Annotated in this window: 17 protein-coding genes; 13 read left to right on the forward strand and 4 right to left on the reverse strand. The window is 42.2% G+C overall.

Features of this window, described 5'->3' with window-relative positions; genetic code table 11:
• The first annotated feature begins 15 nt into the window (after positions 1-15).
• The 6 genes from ES896_RS15560 to ES896_RS15585 all read left to right on the forward strand — a co-directional run bounded on the left by ES896_RS15560 (position 16) and on the right by ES896_RS15585 (position 6,774).
• On the forward strand, positions 16-1,740 hold the full coding sequence (locus tag ES896_RS15560; RefSeq protein WP_135227000.1) for a methyl-accepting chemotaxis protein: 1,725 nt from the start codon (positions 16-18) through the stop codon (positions 1,738-1,740).
• An 82-nt stretch (positions 1,741-1,822) separates the two neighbouring features.
• Complete coding sequence (locus ES896_RS15565; RefSeq protein WP_135227001.1) at positions 1,823-2,209, forward strand: DnaJ family domain-containing protein; 387 nt, start codon at positions 1,823-1,825, stop codon at positions 2,207-2,209.
• 162 nt (positions 2,210-2,371) lie between these two features.
• The gene (treP, locus tag ES896_RS15570) at positions 2,372-3,805 is read left to right on the forward strand and encodes a PTS system trehalose-specific EIIBC component (RefSeq protein WP_017358785.1); all 1,434 of its coding nucleotides are present in this window, start codon (positions 2,372-2,374) and stop codon (positions 3,803-3,805) included.
• 15 nt (positions 3,806-3,820) lie between these two features.
• Positions 3,821-5,521 carry an alpha,alpha-phosphotrehalase gene (gene treC, locus ES896_RS15575; protein WP_017358786.1) on the forward strand — a complete coding sequence of 567 codons (1,701 nt, stop codon included), beginning with the start codon at positions 3,821-3,823 and terminating at the stop codon, positions 5,519-5,521.
• Between the two features lie 19 nt (positions 5,522-5,540).
• Entirely contained in the window at positions 5,541-6,257 is a 717-nt protein-coding gene (gene treR, locus ES896_RS15580) for a trehalose operon repressor (protein WP_017358787.1), read from the forward strand.
• An 82-nt stretch (positions 6,258-6,339) separates the two neighbouring features.
• On the forward strand, positions 6,340-6,774 hold the full coding sequence (locus tag ES896_RS15585; protein WP_135227002.1) for a terpene synthase: 435 nt from the start codon (positions 6,340-6,342) through the stop codon (positions 6,772-6,774).
• A gap of 97 nt (positions 6,775-6,871) precedes the next feature.
• Here ES896_RS15585 and ES896_RS15590 read toward each other — a convergent pair whose 3' ends face one another.
• Positions 6,872-11,152: a multifunctional 2',3'-cyclic-nucleotide 2'-phosphodiesterase/3'-nucleotidase/5'-nucleotidase gene (locus tag ES896_RS15590; RefSeq protein WP_135227003.1), complete on the reverse strand. Its 4,281-nt coding sequence runs from the start codon at positions 11,150-11,152 to the stop codon at positions 6,872-6,874.
• A 255-nt stretch (positions 11,153-11,407) separates the two neighbouring features.
• Between ES896_RS15590 and ES896_RS15595 the strand changes: the two genes are divergently transcribed.
• The gene (locus ES896_RS15595) at positions 11,408-11,926 is read left to right on the forward strand and encodes a type 1 glutamine amidotransferase domain-containing protein (protein ID WP_007496591.1); all 519 of its coding nucleotides are present in this window, start codon (positions 11,408-11,410) and stop codon (positions 11,924-11,926) included.
• Positions 11,927-12,033: 107 nt separating this feature from the next.
• Here ES896_RS15595 and ES896_RS15600 read toward each other — a convergent pair whose 3' ends face one another.
• Positions 12,034-12,249, reverse strand: coding sequence for a DUF1128 domain-containing protein (locus ES896_RS15600; protein ID WP_008341757.1), 216 nt, complete (start codon positions 12,247-12,249; stop codon positions 12,034-12,036).
• A 75-nt stretch (positions 12,250-12,324) separates the two neighbouring features.
• Positions 12,325-13,680, reverse strand: coding sequence for an alanine/glycine:cation symporter family protein (locus tag ES896_RS15605; RefSeq protein WP_007496593.1), 1,356 nt, complete (start codon positions 13,678-13,680; stop codon positions 12,325-12,327).
• Positions 13,681-13,854: 174 nt separating this feature from the next.
• Here ES896_RS15605 and ES896_RS15615 point away from each other — a divergent pair, with 174 nt between their 5' ends.
• The 3 genes from ES896_RS15615 to ES896_RS15625 are packed head-to-tail and all read left to right on the forward strand — an operon-like array spanning position 13,855 to position 15,515.
• Entirely contained in the window at positions 13,855-14,325 is a 471-nt protein-coding gene (locus ES896_RS15615; protein WP_008341755.1) for a low molecular weight protein-tyrosine-phosphatase, read from the forward strand.
• A 20-nt stretch (positions 14,326-14,345) separates the two neighbouring features.
• Positions 14,346-14,678 carry a hypothetical protein gene (locus ES896_RS15620; RefSeq protein WP_017366825.1) on the forward strand — a complete coding sequence of 111 codons (333 nt, stop codon included), beginning with the start codon at positions 14,346-14,348 and terminating at the stop codon, positions 14,676-14,678.
• Between the two features lie 18 nt (positions 14,679-14,696).
• The gene (locus ES896_RS15625) at positions 14,697-15,515 is read left to right on the forward strand and encodes a YihY/virulence factor BrkB family protein (protein WP_008341753.1); all 819 of its coding nucleotides are present in this window, start codon (positions 14,697-14,699) and stop codon (positions 15,513-15,515) included.
• A gap of 207 nt (positions 15,516-15,722) precedes the next feature.
• Here ES896_RS15625 and ES896_RS15630 read toward each other — a convergent pair whose 3' ends face one another.
• Positions 15,723-16,904, reverse strand: coding sequence for an MFS transporter (locus ES896_RS15630; protein ID WP_046342950.1), 1,182 nt, complete (start codon positions 16,902-16,904; stop codon positions 15,723-15,725).
• 75 nt (positions 16,905-16,979) lie between these two features.
• Between ES896_RS15630 and ES896_RS15635 the strand changes: the two genes are divergently transcribed.
• From ES896_RS15635 to ES896_RS15645, 3 genes are all read left to right on the forward strand, one after another.
• Positions 16,980-17,357, forward strand: coding sequence for an OsmC family protein (locus ES896_RS15635; RefSeq protein ID WP_058214339.1), 378 nt, complete (start codon positions 16,980-16,982; stop codon positions 17,355-17,357).
• Between the two features lie 65 nt (positions 17,358-17,422).
• Complete coding sequence (gene cax, locus ES896_RS15640; RefSeq protein WP_135227004.1) at positions 17,423-18,490, forward strand: calcium/proton exchanger; 1,068 nt, start codon at positions 17,423-17,425, stop codon at positions 18,488-18,490.
• Between the two features lie 67 nt (positions 18,491-18,557).
• The gene (locus ES896_RS15645; protein WP_017358796.1) at positions 18,558-19,340 is read left to right on the forward strand and encodes a YfkD famly protein; all 783 of its coding nucleotides are present in this window, start codon (positions 18,558-18,560) and stop codon (positions 19,338-19,340) included.
• Positions 19,341-19,505: the final 165 nt, after the last annotated feature.

A 19,505-nucleotide genomic window follows, 5' to 3' on the forward strand; every position in this document is an offset into this window, starting at 1 on the left:
GAGATGTAGAAAAAAATGGCGAAACAAAGGAAATTTGGAGGACTTACGATATCCTCCAAAATCATGTCAGTCGTTGTCGTAACATTACTCGCAACCGTTGCATTATTCGTTCTAACATTTTATTTAGTTAGCCAGGATTTATCTTCCCAATTATTAAAGCAATTTGATTATCGATTAACAACAGATATTGATACAGCGAAAAAAGAAATCGATAATATTGATGGAAATGTCCTTAGCATTAGCGGGAAGGATGATCCCATTTATGTGGAGATCAAAAAGAAATTCACAGAGCTGAAAGAAGATCATACGCTTGAGAACTTATACGTGTTATCAAATAAGGGCGGCAAAGAAAGAATCATCGTACTAACAGGGGAAGACAATGATTTTGATCAAGATTATGTCTTTTCAGATGAAATGAAACAAGCTCTTTCTGAAGATAAAATGGTCAAAAGTGACATTTACGTTGATTCGTATGGGACTCATAAATCCGTCTTTTTACCAATTAAAGATTCAGGCGGTGAACTCACGGGGATTTTAGGAATTGACTTAGATGCGTCTGTTGTTCCAGCAACAACGAAAAAGCTGACAATTTATATCACAGTAGCATCTGCGATTGTGCTCATCGGTGGATTACTCTTCTCATTCTTCATGGGAAGAAGAATTGCAAAACCAGCACGTTCATTAATGGAATCAGCGGATCGAATTGCAGATGGTGATTTAACTGGCATGGTAGAAGTTCAAAGTAAAGATGAGATCGGTCAATTAGCGGCTTCCTTCCAGAAAATGCAGGGACGGATCAAAGAGCTTATTGGAAAGATCTCAAACTCATCAAGTGAAGTGTCGAAAATGTCTTCACAGCTTCGCACAGTGACAACAGAATCTAGTCAAAGTGCACAACAAGTGTCAGAAGCGATGACGAATATGAGTGAAGGAATCAATGATTCAGTCACAAACATTACAGACTGCACAACATCTGTTGCGGAAATCGATACTCAAATCGAAGGCGTGACAAAAGAAGTGGATGAAATGAAATCTGTTTCATCAGAAGTACAAGAGCAGTCAGAATCTGGTCAAAAATTAGTGCAGCATGTGCTTGAACATCTCAACATGTTACACGACATGATGACAAGCTCAAAGCAGGCGGCAGAAGAATTGCAATCACATTCAACAGAAATTGAAAGTGTCATCTCCATTATTACGGACATTTCAGCGCAAACGAATCTGCTTGCACTGAATGCTTCTATTGAAGCCGCCCGTGTAGGAGAAGAAGGAAAAGGATTTGCTGTTGTGGCTGATGAAGTCCGTAAGTTAGCTGAACAGTCAGCTGATGCAGCTAAAACGGTCTCAGACTTAGTCATTGGCACACAGGAAAATAGTCAGCGTGTCCTTGAAAGCGTGGAGGAAAGCAGTAAAGCTGTGGAAGAAGGCCGTGAGCAAATGAAAGGCACCTCGCAGAACTTCGCTGGTATTTATGATGGAGTGTCTCAATTTGCAAGCAGAACGAACAATTTGCTTCAATCTATTAAGCAGGTAGAACGAGCATATCAAACAATTTCTACATCGATTGAACAAATTTCGGTCGTGTCAGAAGAACATGCGGCAAGCTCTCAAGAAGTAGCGGCAGCAACAGAACAACAAAGTGCTGGCATGCAGCAAATTTCAAGTGCGATTGAACAGCTCTCTGACATGTCAGAGGACTTGGCACAAATGGTATCTACTTTTAAAATCGACAAAAAATAACGAGAAAGCTGGCTCTTGTGAGAGAGTCAGCTTTTTTGCTATGCTTAACCAAAATAACAGACAATCTGAAAGGAGACGTGTCATGGATTTTGCGCAGAGATTGTCAGAAGAACGGATCAAAAAGGCGATGGACCATGGAGCTTTTGAAGGACTAGCAGGTTTTGGGAAACCTCTGCCAAAGGATGATGCTGCTCATGTACCAGAAGAACTGAGGATGGGCTATCGAATCATGAAAAATGCTGGCTTTGCCGGGGAAGAAACCGCTTTGAATAAAGAACTAATGACGGTCAAAGAGTTACTGAAAACGAGTATAGATGGAGAAGAAAGAAAAAAACTCTCTCTCGTATGTGAGGAAAAACAAAAACGCCTCGATGAACTCACATCCAAGCGCCAAACATTTGCTCGTCCAGCCTCCTCCTTTTATAAGAATAGGGTCTATGAAAAACTAACGGAGCATAAAAAAAGATGATGACACGCTGCCTCTCTGAGCACATTGAGGGAGCTTTTTTTATGAAAGCGCTACATTTTCTTGTTGACTACATGTATATACAAATATAAAATATGAAGTGAACATGTATATACAAGTTTTGATTCTTTTTTCTTATAAAAAAACGATCTCGGAGGGGATAGCATGGCTGATTATCAGGCAGCGGCAGATCAGATTGTGAAAGCCATTGGAGGCAAAGAAAACATTGATCAAGCCACACATTGTGTGACAAGACTTCGTTTTGTGCTAAAAGATGAAGGTAAGGTGGATGAGAAAGCACTAGAACAAATTGATGAAGTGAAGGGATCTTTCTCAGCGAATGGCCAATACCAAGTGGTCATTGGTCAAGGAGTGGTGAATCGGGTTTATGCCGAAATGGTCAAACAGACGGGAATCGGCGAAGCGACAAAAGAGGACGTCAAGCGTGCCTCTGATCAGAAATTAAACCCACTTCAGCGTGCGGTGAAAACGCTTGCAGATATCTTTATTCCAATCCTTCCAGCTATCGTGACAGCCGGTTTATTGATGGGGATTAATAATATTTTAACAGCTCCTGATATTTTCTTTGATCAAAAATCCATTGTGGATGTGTATCCGGCTTGGGCGGATTTAGCAAATATGATCAACTTGATTGCAGGCACTGCCTTTACCTTTTTGCCAGCATTAATCGGCTGGTCGGCTGTCAAGCGGTTTGGAGGAAATCCGCTTTTAGGGATGGTCCTCGGACTGATGCTTGTACATCCAGATCTGTTGAATGCGTGGGGGTATGGAGCGGCGGAAAAGACAGGTGACATACCTGTATGGAATTTGTTTGGACTTGAAGTACAAAAGGTAGGTTACCAAGGACAGGTTCTTCCGATACTCGTTGCCTCCTATTTACTTGCAAAGCTCGAATTATTTATAACAAAAAGGACACCTGAAAGTATTCAGCTGTTAGTTGTTGCACCAATTACATTACTACTCATTGGATTTTTATCATTTATCGTCATTGGTCCCGTTACATTTGCGATCGGAAACGTATTAACATCTGGACTCGTCACTGTATTCCAGCAATTCGCAGCACTTGGTGGTCTTTTATATGGCGGATTGTATGCAGCGTTAGTCATTACAGGCATGCACCATACGTTCCTAGCAGTCGATATTCAGCTGATTAACTCAAAACTGCACGGCACGTTCCTATGGCCAATGCTCGCACTATCTAATATTGCTCAAGGATCAGCGGCACTTGCGATGATGTTTGTCTTAAAAGATGAAAAGCAAAAAGGGCTCTCGCTGACATCAAGTATTTCTGCTTACTTGGGGATTACTGAACCGGCGATGTTTGGGGTGAACTTGCGCTATAGATTCCCGTTTATTTTTGCCCTGATCAGTTCAGGGATAGCTGGTATGTTTATTGCCTCACAAGGGGTACTGGCAAGTTCAGTCGGCGTTGGAGGCATTCCAGGAATCTTCTCGATCATTCCGAAATATTGGGGGGCATTTGCCATCGGAATGGTGATTGTGCTGATCGTCCCATTCATTGGTACCCTTTTATATGCAAAACTTAAGAAGAAGGATGTATCACAAGAACTTAACTAGTGGTGGTGAAGGAAATTGAATCAACAAACAAACGAACCGTGGTGGAAAAAAGCCGTGGTCTATCAAATCTATCCGAAGAGCTTTTTAGACACAACAGGCTCTGGTACAGGTGATATCAATGGTGTGACGAAAAAGCTCGACTATATTAAAGAGCTAGGGGCGGATTGTATTTGGCTGACTCCTATGTATGAGTCACCACAGCATGACAACGGTTATGATATTAGTGATTATACAAAAATCCATGACATGTACGGCACAATGGCCGATTTTGAGCACATGCTGAAAGAAGCACATGAACGAGGGATTCGTGTCATCATGGATCTCGCTGTGAACCATACGTCGATTTTCCATGAGTGGTTTCAAGCCTCCCGAGAGTCGAAGGAAAACCCGTATCGAGACTATTATATTTGGAAGGAGCCGAAAGCGGACGGCTCTCCTCCGAATGACTGGCAGTCAAAGTTTGGCGGGCCAGCGTGGGAATTAGATGAAGCGACAGGTGACTATTATCTTCATTTATATGATGTTACCCAGGCAGACCTCAATTGGGAACATGATGAAGTGCGCAGGAAAGTATATGACATCATGCACTTTTGGTTTGAAAAAGGGATCGATGGATTCAGACTGGATGTCATCAATAACATTTCAAAGGATCAACGCTTTTTAGATGATGCCGGGCAATCAGTGCAAGGTGACGGGCGCATGTACTATACAGATGGGCCGAGAATTCATGAATTCTTGCATGAAATGAACCAGGAAGTGTTTTCGAAATACGATAGCATGACCGTGGGGGAAATGTCTTCAACGAATATTGCAGACTGCATTCGGTATACAAGACCTGATCGGCAGGAGCTGGATATGACGTTTAATTTTCATCATTTAAAAGTTGACTATCCTAACGGTGAAAAGTGGGCCATTGCGCCATTTGATTTTCTAGAGTTGAAATCAATTCTGTCAGAATGGCAGACGAAAATGCATGAGGGCGGCGGCTGGAACGCACTATTTTGGTGCAACCATGATCAGCCACGCATCGTGTCTAGATACGGTGATGATGGCACGTACCATCAGCAATCAGCGAAGATGCTGGCGACCACCATTCATTTGATGCAAGGCACTCCTTATATTTATCAAGGTGAAGAAATTGGGATGAAGAATCCTCGTTTTGAGGACATTTCGTCATACCGCGATATCGAATCACTGAATATGTACGAAGTCATGCTTGAAAAAGGGAAAACAAAGGAAGAAGCTTTGGCGATTTTACAGGTCAAATCAAGAGATAACGCAAGGACACCTATGCAATGGACGTCGGAAAAAAATGTGGGGTTCTCAAAAGGTACGCCTTGGATTGAACCAGCTCAAAACGGCATTTCAGTAGAAGCTGCCTTAAAAGATGAGACGTCGATTTTTTATCATTATCAAGCCCTTTGTAGACTTCGCAAAGAACTTGATGTAATCACCTATGGGAGCTTTACTTTACTGCTTTCAGATGATCCAAAGGTGTTTGCATATGTCCGAGAAGGCAAAGATGAGAAGATCCTCGTGATCAACCATTTTTATGCAGGCGAGACGGACTTTACACTTCCAGATGAGCTTGCAAAGGATGTCAATGAAATGGAAGGGCAAGTCTTGCTGTCCAATTATGAGGATGTGCCGGCAGATATCAAGGGATTTACGTTGCGCCCATATGAGTCAATCGTTTATCATTTAACCAAACGCTAGTAAATGGGGCGGAGGGAAAATGAAAGAGAATAAGTTTCGAGTGATTTATGATCAGCTCGCTAGACGAATTGAACAAGGTGAATGGCAGGATAAAGGCATCCTCCCATCAGAACATGAGCTGTCTGTCATGTATGACACATCCCGTGAGACGGTGAGAAAGGCATTAAACATCCTTGTGCAAAATGGCTATATCCAAAAAATTCGTGGGAAAGGCTCAGTATTGCTGAATCGAGAGAAAATGCAGTTCCCAGTTTCGGGTCTTGTCAGCTTTAAAGAGCTTTCCCAAACGCTTGGACGCAAGACGGTAACAACGGTTCATGAGTTCGGTTTAATCAAGCCAGATCAGTATATTCAGTCTCAGCTGAAAATCAGTGGGCAGGAGGACGTTTGGGAAGTCATTCGCTCTCGCAATATTAGCGGAGAAGAAGTCATTTTAGACAAAGATTACTTCTTGCAAAAACATGTGCCGTTCTTGTCTAAGGACATTTGTGAAGGATCGATCTACGAGTATATTGAAGGAGAACTTGGGGTCTCGATTAGTTATGCTCAAAAGGAATTTGTGGTCGAGCCATGTACTGAAGAAGATGAGAGGTATCTTGATTTGAACGGGTTTGATCATGTGGTGGTGGTGAAAAATTATGTGTTCTTGGAGGATACGAGTCTATTCCAATACACTGAAAGCCGCCACCGGCTAGATCGTTTCAGATTCGTGGATTTTGCTAGAAGAGAGAAGTAGACAGGGCCGAAGCTCTGTCTATTTCAGGTTGTAGGGAAACAAGGGATTAAACAATAACGAGAGCAACATCTCAGGAGGAAAAATGATCAGACTGAATAGACCACTCAAATTACGAGATTTAGAAATTTTTAGCGTGATGAAAGGTCACAGGATTTTATGTTATGTCATCATTGAAGACACGCGAAAACCGTTTACGGAAGAAGATAGAAAATTAGAGCCATTATGTTATATGGATGAAGAAGACATTCAAGCGATTTTGAATGTATTTCATATTTCAATTATCAGTGATGAAACATTAAGTGAAGAAGATTTAACCCTTGTGAAATCGTACTTTGCTGAATTTGTGAATAACACGAACTTAACGAATGTCATTACGAGAGAATATGTTCAAGAGGATTTATATGCCGTTGATGATGAAGATGATATCACGTTCTTTAATAGAATGCTGCGTCATATAGGGTCAGATGATGTGAAAGAATTTGATGACCGTCATTGGATGTATTTATCCCAAGATTGATAGTGAGATGGAAAAAAGACAAAGGGCTAAAATAAAGTACATTTTAGCCCTTTGTCCTCAATCTGAAAGGACAGAGCCAATGCTCTGTCCTTTTCGATTAAGATGATACTTTGTTTCGTGTGCGCTTGCGCTGGTAGTAATAAAGGATACCGCCTGAGGCGAGCATGAGTAAGCCAATCAATACCGCTGTATACATCATCGTTGCCGTATTCGGCAGTGTGCCGCCTGGTAAGCCGCTTCCATCCTGATTTGGATTCGAACCGCCTGGAGCAGAAGCTCCACCGTCTCCGCCATTTTGGTCTGGACTTGTTCCAGCAGCTTCACTTTGATTGAGTACGGTGTATTCACTAAAGTGCTCCGTTTTACCTGAGACAATCCCGTTTTCGAATGAACCGTTACTTGTTTTGGCATAGCGGTTTTTCTCACGATCGACATAATAGACACCTGGTTTTTTCGCTTTTTCAGGCGCATCTAATGTAAAGAACAGTGTGACGGGATCTTTAAAGGTAGACACATTTTTCTGATCTTGTTTGATTTGGAAATCGTAAGTGTCGGTTAATGCATTTTTCACCTTATTTGTTTTTGCCATTGATATATCTGCTTGTTGCTCTGACAAATTGGAGAGCGGTAATGCTAGACCGACTTTGTCATGATAGATGGTGACGTTTGGATCTTGCTCTCGTTTCTTCAGTTCAGCTACCTGCCCTTTTGATAGAGACAATTGAACCTTTTTCGCTTCGGTTGCTTTGTCTAAATAGAGCAATGCTTTGTTCGTATGCTGCACATACGTTTGGAATTTCTCATCATCTTGAATGTCATAGGCGCCTTTTCCTTTCAAGCGAGGAAGGAATACTTCTTTCACTCGATGGTCGATGACTGGAGAAATATGACCGTCAGCCTGTTCAATTTGCTCTTTGAAAATTTCATAGTCAACATAGCCTAAGTCTTCACCATGAGACGCTTCTGTAAAGACGCTGTAGCCATCACCGCCTGTGCCGACAAATGCGTTAGTCGCCACGCGGTATGTTTTCTGATCATCAATGTCAGTCAGATTGCCATTTTGATCTTTCAATTTGACATCAATCAGTCTACTGCCAGCCGGTTTACTCAGTGTAAACGTATATTCAATACCGGCTACATGAGGGAATGCGCCTCCGCCTTCTTCAATGCCTGAAAGACCTTGTTCAAGCGCTTTTTTAATTTGACTGCCTTTTAAATCTGCGACATATAGTGTGTTTCCAAAAGGCATCACCGTTAAAATATCCCCTAATGTGATATCTCCTTTTTCAATGCTGCCTCGAATACCACCGCCGTTTGTAATGGCAAGGTCAGCCCCAGCAGATTCTTGTGCTTTCTTTAACATGCCATCTGCAATAAAGTTTCCAAGGTTCGTTTCCTTTGCACGGACGTGTTCACGTTGTCCATCTAAAAAGACATCTGACGTCCCGACTTTTTCGGTTTTTAAATCTTGGATATCTGCCTTGTACTGATCAAGAATCGCTTTTGCGTCCGCATCTTCTTTCACAGAGTCGTCGATCGTGATGAGGTCAAAAGTAGATTCTTTTGGCTGTACGACGCCTTTTTTGTCAAAGGCCACGTCTACTTTTCCTAAAAATTGTCCGTAGTCTTTTACTTGCGCAACAATCGTTGGTTCTTTTTTATTGATGACCTTTAATTTTTCAACAAGGGTGTGGGTATGACCACCAATGATGAGATCAATGCCATCTACTTTTTGAGCCAGTTCTAGATCACGGTTATAGCCAATATGTGTGAGCGCAATAATTTTATTGATTTTTTCCTCAGTTTGAATGGTTTTGACTGTTTCTTTTGCTTTTTTGTATGCATCTTGAAATTGAATGTTGGGACCACTGCTGGATGTAATGGCTGTGTCTTCAGTGGTTAGACCGAATACAGCGACCTTTTCACCATTTACATCAAGTAGAATGTAAGGGTAAATGCCAGCTTCTTTTTTCTCACCAGCTTTAAATGTTGCTGGTTTTTTCACTAAGTCGCTTAACTGTTTTTCCTTAGAGACATTCACGTTTGATGACACGATCGGGAAGTTCGGTTTTTCAAACTGATGACGGTTTTTAGCATCTACACTGGATGCATCACCTGTCAGGAATTGACGAAGGACAGATGGACCTTTGTCAAATTCATGATTCCCAAACGTCATGGCATCGTATTTCATTAAGTTCATCAGTTTCAGATCGGCAAGTCCTTGCCATTTTGTGAAATAGAGATCACCAGAGAAGACATCTCCAGCGTCTAATAAAATATTGTTTTCGCTTTGGGCGCGAACTTCTTTGATCTTGGTTGCGCGTCTTGCTGCATCATCCAGATGTGCATGTGTATCGTTTGTATGCATCACCGTTAAATGCCAATTGTCTGTTGCAGGTGGTTCTGTTGTACCATCATCTTTAAACGCTAGCTTGTACACGCCAAGTCCGTCTGTGCTGGCATTCCGAATAAAGTCGACGCTGCTTGATTTCTCTGCGAACGGTTTTGCAAGTAGAGAAGATTCAAAGGTGACTGTTGCGCCTTTTACTGGTGCAATGGACCAGTTTTGATCTGCGCTTGGGTTAATGGTTTTTTGTTCAATAATATAATCCATCAGCACTTGGCGGTTCTCATCTGCTGAGGCGAGCACCACTTTATCTTGTGTGAGGTGCGGGAACCCTCCGCCGCCAGATGCACGGTAGTTGTTTGTCACGACTAAAAATTCTTGATTGTCAGAAACGGGTTTTCCGTTGTAAGACAAGTTTTTGATGCGGTTCGCACTAGCGTTAACAAGTGTGCCTGTTGTGCTGTATTTAGCAGGCTGTGTGACATCTACTTGGTACGTCACACCATCGATCACATCAAAATTATATGAGCGGTATTCTTCGTTTAAAATAGGCTGTTCATTTGAAGTATTTGGTTTGATTTGGTTAAACTGACCAGCAGACATTTCAAGCCAGTCTTTTACTTCACTGCCTTTTAGTTTTACAATCTGCACGGTGTTATCGTAAAGGTAAAGATCACCGATGTTTTTAATCGCTAAATCACCTTTTGCGATATTTGTATAATAGTTCACACCATTGCGTCCGCCGGCTTTAAATGGTGCACCTGCAGAGAGAATCGGCAAGTTTTTGTACGAAGTATCTTTCATTTTTTCTTGTGCATACCATTTCTGGGCATCTGTCACGATTTGAATAGAAGGGTCATCCATTACTTGAGCGAAAAAGCTGTTAATGTCTGCTTCTGTTTTTCCAACTGGCTTTCTGACGTAATCTAGGGTGTTTTGGTGAGTTGTTTGAATGGCATTTTTCACTGTACTGTTTTGAGATGTCACCCCGGCAACGGATTCAATTTTGCCTGTTCCGTCTGTGACTTTCCAGTTGCTGCCGTCTGGCTCTAGTGTTAAATCAATGACTCCGAGGTAGCTTCCCCAGTTTTTTGACATGACGACAGGAATGCCATTAATGGTTCCCTTCGCGACATCAAATTTGTCTACGCCGCTATATTCAGCGCTAGGGAATGTGCCATGCTGGTGGCCAGACACAATCGCATCAATGCCTTTTGTTTTCGTGGCAAGGTCAAAGATCATATTTTCTGATCCTTTAGGTGAAGCTGTTTTTTCAATTCCTGTATGAGCAAGAGCGACGATGACATCTGCGCCTTTTGCTTTCATTTCTGGAATGGTTTCATTGGCAGACTCCACAATATCCTGCACTTGAACTTGTCCATCTAAATGCTTCTTATCCCACGTCATAATTTGTGGTGGTACGAATCCTATGTAACCGACTTTCACAGTTTGGGAGGCTCCGTTTGCATCTTTAAAGGTTTTATCCTGAATGACATAAGGAGTAAATCGGTGTTCTCCGTTTAACTTTTTGACGTTTGCATTGACAATCGGGAAGTTGGCGCCCGCAATGGTACCATCAAGAAAAGATAAACCGTAGTTAAATTCATGATTGCCGAGTGTACCTGCATCATATTTTAATTTGTTGAGTGTATGAATAATGGGGTGAACCTTTGTTTGATTGATGATGCTGTCTTTTTCATTTTTATAAACGTATTCTCCAAGAGGGGTTCCTTGAATCAGGTCTCCGTTATCAACAAGGAGTGTATTGGGATTTTGTGAACGGTGCTTGTCAATCAGCTCGGCTGTTTTTGCCAAACCGAATTCATTTGTTTCTTTGTCACTGTAGTAATCATAATTCATCATGTTCGCATGAACATCCGTTGTGGCTAAGATACTGACCTTTACGGCACTGCCGCTTTCTGTTTCTGCATGAGTAGGTACTGCTGGGAGAATGAGACTAATCAACATCATGGAAGTGAGCAGAATAGACAGGTTTTTCCTTCGTTTAGACCTATGTGCTTGCTTCTTCACCTGATCTCCGCCTTTCTAATTTTTTTGACCACAATACCTATTGTAGAAATGTTTCGTTAACTTTTGTAGTTATTTTTTGCAGATTATTGTAAAGATAACATAAATCATACGAATTACCTTGTTAAGGGAATGTGAATGAGTCTAAATGCTTATTTTTTCTGAAAGGGGGTTTTCTCATAGGGATAGGATGTTTGATTTCAATTGGTGGGGGTATAGTGTGTAGTGTAAACGATAATCAAGCAGGAGGGTTTCTACATGGGTAAGAAAATTGCAGTTGTCTTAACAGATTACTTTGAGGATGTTGAATTCACCGAGCCTGCAAAAGCCTTTAAAGACGCAGGCCATGAGATCACAGTGATTGAAAACGAAAAAGGAAAAACAGTGAAAGGAAAGCAAGGAGAGGCAGAAGTAAGAGTCGATGCGTCTATCGATAACGTGAAACCAGAAGACTTCGATGCACTTCTGATTCCTGGCGGCTTCTCACCAGACATTCTGCGTGCGGATGATCGCTACGTGCAATTCACAAAAGCCTTTATGGACGAGAAAAAACCAGTATTTGCGATCTGTCATGGACCGCAATTGCTTATTACAGCGAAGACGCTGGAAGGAAGAGGTGCGACCGGCTATACATCCATTCAAGTAGATATGGAAAACGCAGGCGCCAAATTCAAAGATGAAGAAGTCGTCGTTTGTCAGGATCAGCTTGTCACAAGCCGTACACCTGATGACATTCCAGCATTTAACCGTGAATCATTAAAACTGCTTGCAAAATAAGTAGTTTTGACAGGATAAACAAAGCCAGCACCTTGGGAGGTGCTGGCTTTTTCTGTGCATGGATGTAAGAAAGCGGCGTCAACCGCAATTCAGTATCAGGTGCACGATTATTTTCTTAAGCTTTTCAGCTCGCTTGCAATGGCTTGCATTTCACTTGGGCTGAATGAAGATTTTTTCATCACCATTTGGTGAAGAAATTCAATATCTTCATACTTATCTGGACTGAAGTCTTCGGCTTTGATGACTCCAATATTCAGCATATTGAGCTTTTGCGAAATGTCTTCAATCAGCTGATTGACTTCAGCCGCTTTTTGCTGTGACAAGGGCGGCACGTCCTTTCCTGCATGTGTCGAATAATATGTCTATTTTAACAGAAAAGCAAAAGAATAAAAGGGCTATTATGACGACACTGAAATGTTTTTTTCCTTTTTCTCCTCTTTGATCTTATCAATGATTCGTTTGGATTCAAACACCACAACACCTGATAAACCGATGAGTCCAATTAAGTTTGGAATGGCCATCAGTCCATTGAGCATATCTGCTACGCCCCAGACGAAGTCATTCTTAAACACGGCACCGAAAAAGACAGCTATCACAAACACGATACGATAATACATGACATACGAATCCTTCGCCAAATATGTAAAGCATTTCTCTCCATAATAGGACCAGCCAATGATGGTTGAATAGGCAAACAGGAGCAGACCGATTGCTACGATGGTTGAGCCAGCTGGACCGAGGAAGTGAGCAAAGGATAACGAAGTCAGCGCATCACTTTTTTCTGTTAAATACATATCTGCCATGACAATCGTAATGCCAGTGATAGAACAAACAATGATGGTGTCAATAAACACTTGCGTCATAGAGACGAGAGCTTGACGGGCAGGCATATCCGTTTTCGCAGCTGCAGCAGCAATTGGTGCTGATCCAAGACCAGCTTCATTGGAAAAGACGCCTCGCGCGACACCCCAACGAATAACGGTTCCAATCGCACCACCTGCCACGGCTTGACCTGTAAAGGCATCTGAGAAAATAAGACTGACTGCGCCAGGAACAAGATCAGCATTCATGACAAGAATGATGAGCCCACAAATGACGTAAAATAAAGCCATGACTGGTACAAAAATAGATGTCACTCGGCCGATACTTTTAATTCCGCCTAAAATCACGAGTGCCGTAAAGGCGGTAATGATGATACCTGTTACCCATGTTGGAATTTGAAAAGTAGAATTCATGACGCCTGAAATGGAATTAGACTGTACCAGGTTGCCGATCCCAAAGGCAGCACTGGCACCGAAAACAGCAAATAGCACCCCTAGCCATTTCTGTTTTAAGCCATGCTCTAAATAATACATAGGTCCGCCAGACATTTCGCCTTTTTCGTTTTTGACCCTGTATTTTACAGCAAGAACAGCTTCTGCAAACTTGGTGGCCATCCCGAAAAATGCAGCAAACCACATCCAAAATACTGCACCAGGACCACCTGCAATGACAGCTGAGGCAACACCGACGATATTCCCTGTACCGACAGTTGCAGCAAGAGCCGTCATTAATGCTTGGAAATGGGAGATATCTCCCTCTGAAGTTTTGTCTTGTTTTGAAAAAGCGAGCTTTAAAGAATAAGGAAGTAATCTAATTTGAATGAAGAGAACGCGAAAGGTGAGGTAGATTCCAGTACCAACAATTAAAATTAACAGGGGAGGCCCCCACAAAAAATTGTTCATCGTCGTGACAAATTGCTCAATGATTCCCATCTAATGTCCCCCTTTGTTTGTGTAATTCTCCTAAAGTTTCTCCTGTTTTTGTGTAATTTGTCAATGCCGATGGGAGTTTTTCTTGCAAAGTTTCCAAAAGAAAAAGGGCTTGATATGATAGAGAAAAGGTTTTCCAAAGGGATTCTTAGGGAAAAGATAGGAGGAGAATGAAGGATGATTCATGTATTATTTGTATGCCTCGGCAATATTTGCAGGTCACCGATGGCAGAGGCGATGTTTAGAAAACGAGTCGAAGACGAAGGGCTGAGTGAACACTTTGTGATTGATTCAGCAGGCATTGGCGGCTGGCATCAAGGCAGTCCTCCGCATGAAGGAACACGAAAGCTGCTTGATGAAAAGGGTATCAGCTATGAAGGAATGACTGCAAGACAAATCATGGATAAGGATATCACCACATACGACTATATCATTGCGATGGATGCTGAAAATGTTGGCGCCCTCCGCAGTTTAGCCGGCTATGGAAAACATCACTTTATTGGCCGTCTTCTTGACTTTGTAGAAGACGACGATCGAGACGATGTGCCAGATCCTTATTACACTGGGAACTTTGAGGAAGTACATGATTTAATTGAAACAGGAATTGATCGTTTTTTGACGTATGTAAAAAAAGAGAAACACCTTTAACTGAAAGGAGATCAGATGAGATGGAAGAGAACAAACAAATCGTGCTTCGGGGAGCTGTTATAGGCGCAGCCTGCGGCATATTGCTGACATTATTTCATCGTCCAACAAGAACTGTACTGAAAGAAAAATGGAATGACTGCCAGCAAAAGCTGGATGAATACCGCCTGGAGCCGGGCAGGATGTCTGCTTGCGTGAAGGAAAAAATGGAAGAAACGAAGCAATTGATGAGAACGGTCTCAGATGATTTGTCTTTTCTGAATGAACAAGTGAATCAGTTAAAGGAAACAACACCAAAGGTATTAGAGATTATTGAAGAAACAAAGGATCACTTTCAAAAGAAACAGAAAGATTGATCATTGGAGATGAGGCGTATGGGTTTTGTTAAAGCGTTAATTGGACGCTTTTTGCTGCATGAAGGACCGGCAAAATCAGCTGAACTTGCGTATTTCTTTTTGCTTTCATTATTTCCGTTTCTCATCTTCGTGCTGACGCTTGTTGGTTATTTGCCGCTGACATCAAAGGATGTTCTAAGTGTCATTTCTGGTTATGCGCCAGAGGGAGCGCTTTCGATGATTGAATCCATTGCCGAAGAGACGCTGAATAACCGTAACGGCGGATTGTTGTCATTCGGGATTATTGCGGCACTCTGGTCTGCATCCAACGGCATTAATGCGGTGGTCAGAGCATTTAACCACGCTTACGAAGTTGAGGAAAATCGTTCCTTCATTCTCGTACGTTTAACATCAATCATCTTAACCATTGCGATGGTGCTTACGATTATTTTTGCCTTGATGCTGCCTGTCTTTGGAAAAGAGCTTGGTTTATTCGTTGCCAAATTAGTAGGGCAGTCAGATGCGTTTCTCACCATTTGGACCGCCATGAGATGGATTATTAGTCCACTGATTTTACTGATTGTTTTTACATCCCTATATTATTTTGCCCCTAACATCAGGCTGAAATTGAAATTTGTGCTGCCGGGCGCCATATTCGCCTCTGTTGGCTGGATTCTCGTCAGCATGCTGTTCTCATTTTATGTAGGCGAATTTGCTAACTATAGTGCGATGTACGGAAGCATTGGGGGAATCATTATATTAATGATCTGGTTTTATTTAACCGGCATTATGATCATCCTCGGCGGCGAGCTCAATGCGCTTTTACATAAGCGTAAAATCGTACCAGGCAAGGTGTGAAGAAATCCGGGCATCCTAAAGGAGAACGAACATGTTCAATCTTGACGGATGGGGGAATACCGAATGTCTAAACAATCGAAAAAAGGCGGAAGCAACACAAAACAAAACAAAGGCCATCAGCCAAAGCACAAAACAAGCGGAAGTGCGAATGGACAAAATGGGTATCACTAGATAAAAAAACTCCTCTGCATAGGTGCAGAGGAGTTTTTAATGAGAAATGGATTCGTTTGGAGTGTCGACCACTGCCAGCGTCTTCCCAAATCGAACACAACAAAACACAAATAAAATCACAATGCTGACAAGGTAAAGTAAATTCATGCCCTCGAACGTTTGCACAAAGAATCCGCCAAGAACCGGACCGAGAATACTTCCTGCACTAAACGCCATCCCGCACATCAAATTCCCAGCAGGCAGCAGATGCTTTGGCAATAAGTCTGTCATATAACTGATGCCAAGTGAGAAGGTCGAACCTACAGCCATACCTGCGATAAAGAAACAGATCGCAACAGCCAAAACGGACTGAATGAAAATCCCTGCTAAAAGGAAAAAGAATGAACCGACGAGTGTCACAACTAAAATCATGCGTCGTCTGCCGAAACGGTCACTCAGCATCCCGAGAGGAAGCTGAAAAACAATACTCCCAATCGCAAACGCAGGTAAAATAAACGCAACAGCATCTATCGTCACCCCGCTTCTCAGCGCATACACAGGGAAGTTACTATTGAGCGTCGTTTCTAAAAAGCCATAGCAAAACGGCATCATAAACGCTACCCAGCCAAATTGAAACGCCTTCTTGAAGCGCTTCAAACTATTTGTCTGCTCTGACGTCTGCATTTCACCTGTATCAGGATATGTATTTTTTAAAACAAACACAAGCAGCCAAATACACAAACTAACTGCACCAGACACAATAAACGGCAAGGATGGATTGATTTCAATGAGTGGTGTTAAAAAAGGGCCAGCGGCAAAACCGAGTCCAAAGGATAACCCATACAATGAAATATTTCGCCCGCGATTTCTAGATGAAGAGGCATAGGTTACCCACGTCTGTGTGGAGAAATGAAGCATATGATCACCGATGCCGATCATCAGCCGCAAGAAGAACCAGACGACATAAGATTCAATAAAGACAAAACTAAATAAACTTAAAAAGACAGCAGCGCCCCCAATGACGATCAATGGTTTAAATCCGAAGCGGCGCAGCGGCGCTTCCATAAAAGGAGACGCAAGCAGCACGCCGATATATAAACCGGTGGCATGCAGTCCGTTTAACGTCGGGGAAGTGCCGGCATGTTCGAAAATAATCGAAATAACTGGCAGTAACGCTCCCTGTGAAAAACCAGATACGGATACAAGTAAAATTAAAATCATAAAATGAATTCTCGACATAAGAAGCTCCTTACAAGTTCATGCTTTCATCGTACAATGGAACCATAGGGGTTTCAATAGAAAGGTGGAAAAGGAATGAAGCTGATATACGAAAATGATCGGTGGGTCGCAAATGCTGATCAAAGGCAGCTGTCTATTTCGGGAAATGAAGAAGCGGGATACAGGCCGTATCAATTGTTCACCTCGGCTATTGCGGGCTGTTTTGGAGAAATGGTCATTCATGTATGCCGAAAAAAACGAATATCCTATCAAGGGCTGACCATTACACCTGAAACGACAAGAGAAGGAACTGTAAACAAAATCACTCATATTCATTTACATATGATCTTTGAAAGCATCAGCACCTCTGATGAACAGCTGGAAAAAGTAATGAAACTTGCGTTGAAGCATTGCTCCATGGTGCAATCCGTGAAAGGAACGATTGATATCACCCTTTCACACGAACGAATCTAAATGTATATGATGCCGGCACTCACGAAAGAATAACAGTCAGATATGATGTAAAGGAGATTGGCTGTATGAATCGTTTGTTTCTAGTGATTGTCGCAATCGGTGTTCCATTATCTGTGATTGGCAGTTTTCTTCATTTCCCGCAGGCTGTCATGTTCGCCGTCTATTGTATCGCCATCATCGGTCTTGCAAGTTATATGGGAAGAGCGACAGAGAGTCTTGCCATTATAGCGGGACCAAGAATTGGCGGTTTGTTAAACGCTACTTTTGGAAATGCAGTGGAATTAATCATTTCATTTTTTGCATTAAAACAAGGACTCACTGCCATTGTCCTTGCTTCACTCACTGGCTCAGTGATTGGCAATTTACTGCTCGTGGCCGGACTGTCCTTTTTCGTTGGCGGATTGAAATTTAAACGACAAGAGTTCAACGTCCACGATGCAAGGCATAACTCTGGGCTGCTTATGTTTGCGATTATTGTGGCATTTGTCATTCCAGAAGTCTTTTCCATGGGGATGGCAGAAGATCGTCAATTTGTTTTAAGTATCGGCATTAGCATCGTGATGATTTTGCTTTATGTCGCAGCACTCTATTTCAAACTGGTCAGCCACAGAGGTGTTTATGTTGCCAAGCAGGAAATTGCGGAAGGGGAAGCAGCGACGGAAGAAGAAACACCAGAGTGGTCGGGGAAGTTTGCCACGGCGATTTTACTCCTTGCGACAATTGCTGTGGCGTATATTTCAGAGCGGCTCGTCCATACATTTGACACAGTCGGAGAACAGTTTGGCTGGAGTGAACTGTTTATCGGGGTCATCATTGTTGCGATTGTCGGTAATGCAGCAGAACACGCATCTGCTGTCATTATGGCGTATAAAAACAAATTGGATGTCGCGGTCGAAATTGCTTTCGGTTCTACGCTTCAAGTCGCCATGATGGTCGCACCGATCCTTGTGATCAGCTCTCTGTTTTTTGAAAAGCAAATGCCACTGATCTTCTCATTACCAGAGCTCATTGCCATGGCATCCTCTGTTTTACTAACGGTCATCCTTTCAAATGATGGGGATACGAACTGGTTTGAAGGTGCTACATTGCTCGCTGCCTATTTCATTATGGCGATTGGATTTTTCCTTTTATAATCTTTTGTGGATAAGGGACGTCTTTCGGGAAAATACTATGGAAAAATGAATGAGAAAGAGTGATGATATGAAAAAGATGCCCCGCATCATGTTTGTTGTTCTCTTATCCTTAAGTTTTCTATACAGCTTTCCAGCCGAAGCAGCAAAGCCGTTTAAGGTGCCATCGTCTGTCGCCAGTATCTCAAAGGAAAATACGTATCCAAATGCGTCACAAGATCAGCCGCTGCTCCAGCCGAGCGAGCTGACAGCCGAATTATTTAAAACAACAAGTGTACCAATTGAAAATACACATTTGATTAAAATGCTGAATGAATCCAGTATCTCAGGTACACCGCTAGCAGTTGGCTACAGGGCAACGATTTTTCTTGGAAGATGGGCACTTAGCTATGATTCAAACGAAACCGTCGCCAATTGGGAATACAAAAAAGTGAACACGAATCACATTGATAATAGAGGCGGAAACAAAACAGCCATCGGCAAATATGTGCAAAAGCAACAAGTAAAAGTAAGTGGAGGGCTCACAGCAAAAGTACCAAACCCAGAAGATGTGAAAACATTGATGATGCAAAAAGCCATCCAAAAAACAAAACTTCCGCTCGCCTTCGACACAGTGATTGGTGCAGGAACAAAGCGAGATCAGTCCTACCACGTATCTCCGAAAAAAGCAGCATCGCTTCATGCCTATGCACCAGCGATTAATGAAAAAGGAAAGGTCACATACGGAGAAGTGTATCTTGTGCTCAAAGGAAATAAACGCAAACTCGTCGTGAAAAATGTGACCTCACAAGGAATCGGTGCTTGGATTCCTGTTCAGGATCACCTGACGTTTGGGTTTCAAGGGATGAATTAAAAACAGTCATCTCCTCTTACCAAGGGGAGATGACTGTTTTTTGATTAAGATGTCCTATCTTTTTTCTTTTTCATTTCATGAATGTAAAAATCAAAGGCGTTATATAAATACCATATAATGAAAAAAAAGAAAATGATTTTAGTGAATATCGTCAAATTGTTGAAA

The sequence above is a fragment of the Bacillus sp. 005/A4HT-01/001 genome (genome assembly GCF_004634445.1).
GTDB classification, from domain to species: domain Bacteria; phylum Bacillota; class Bacilli; order Bacillales; family Bacillaceae; genus Bacillus; species Bacillus altitudinis.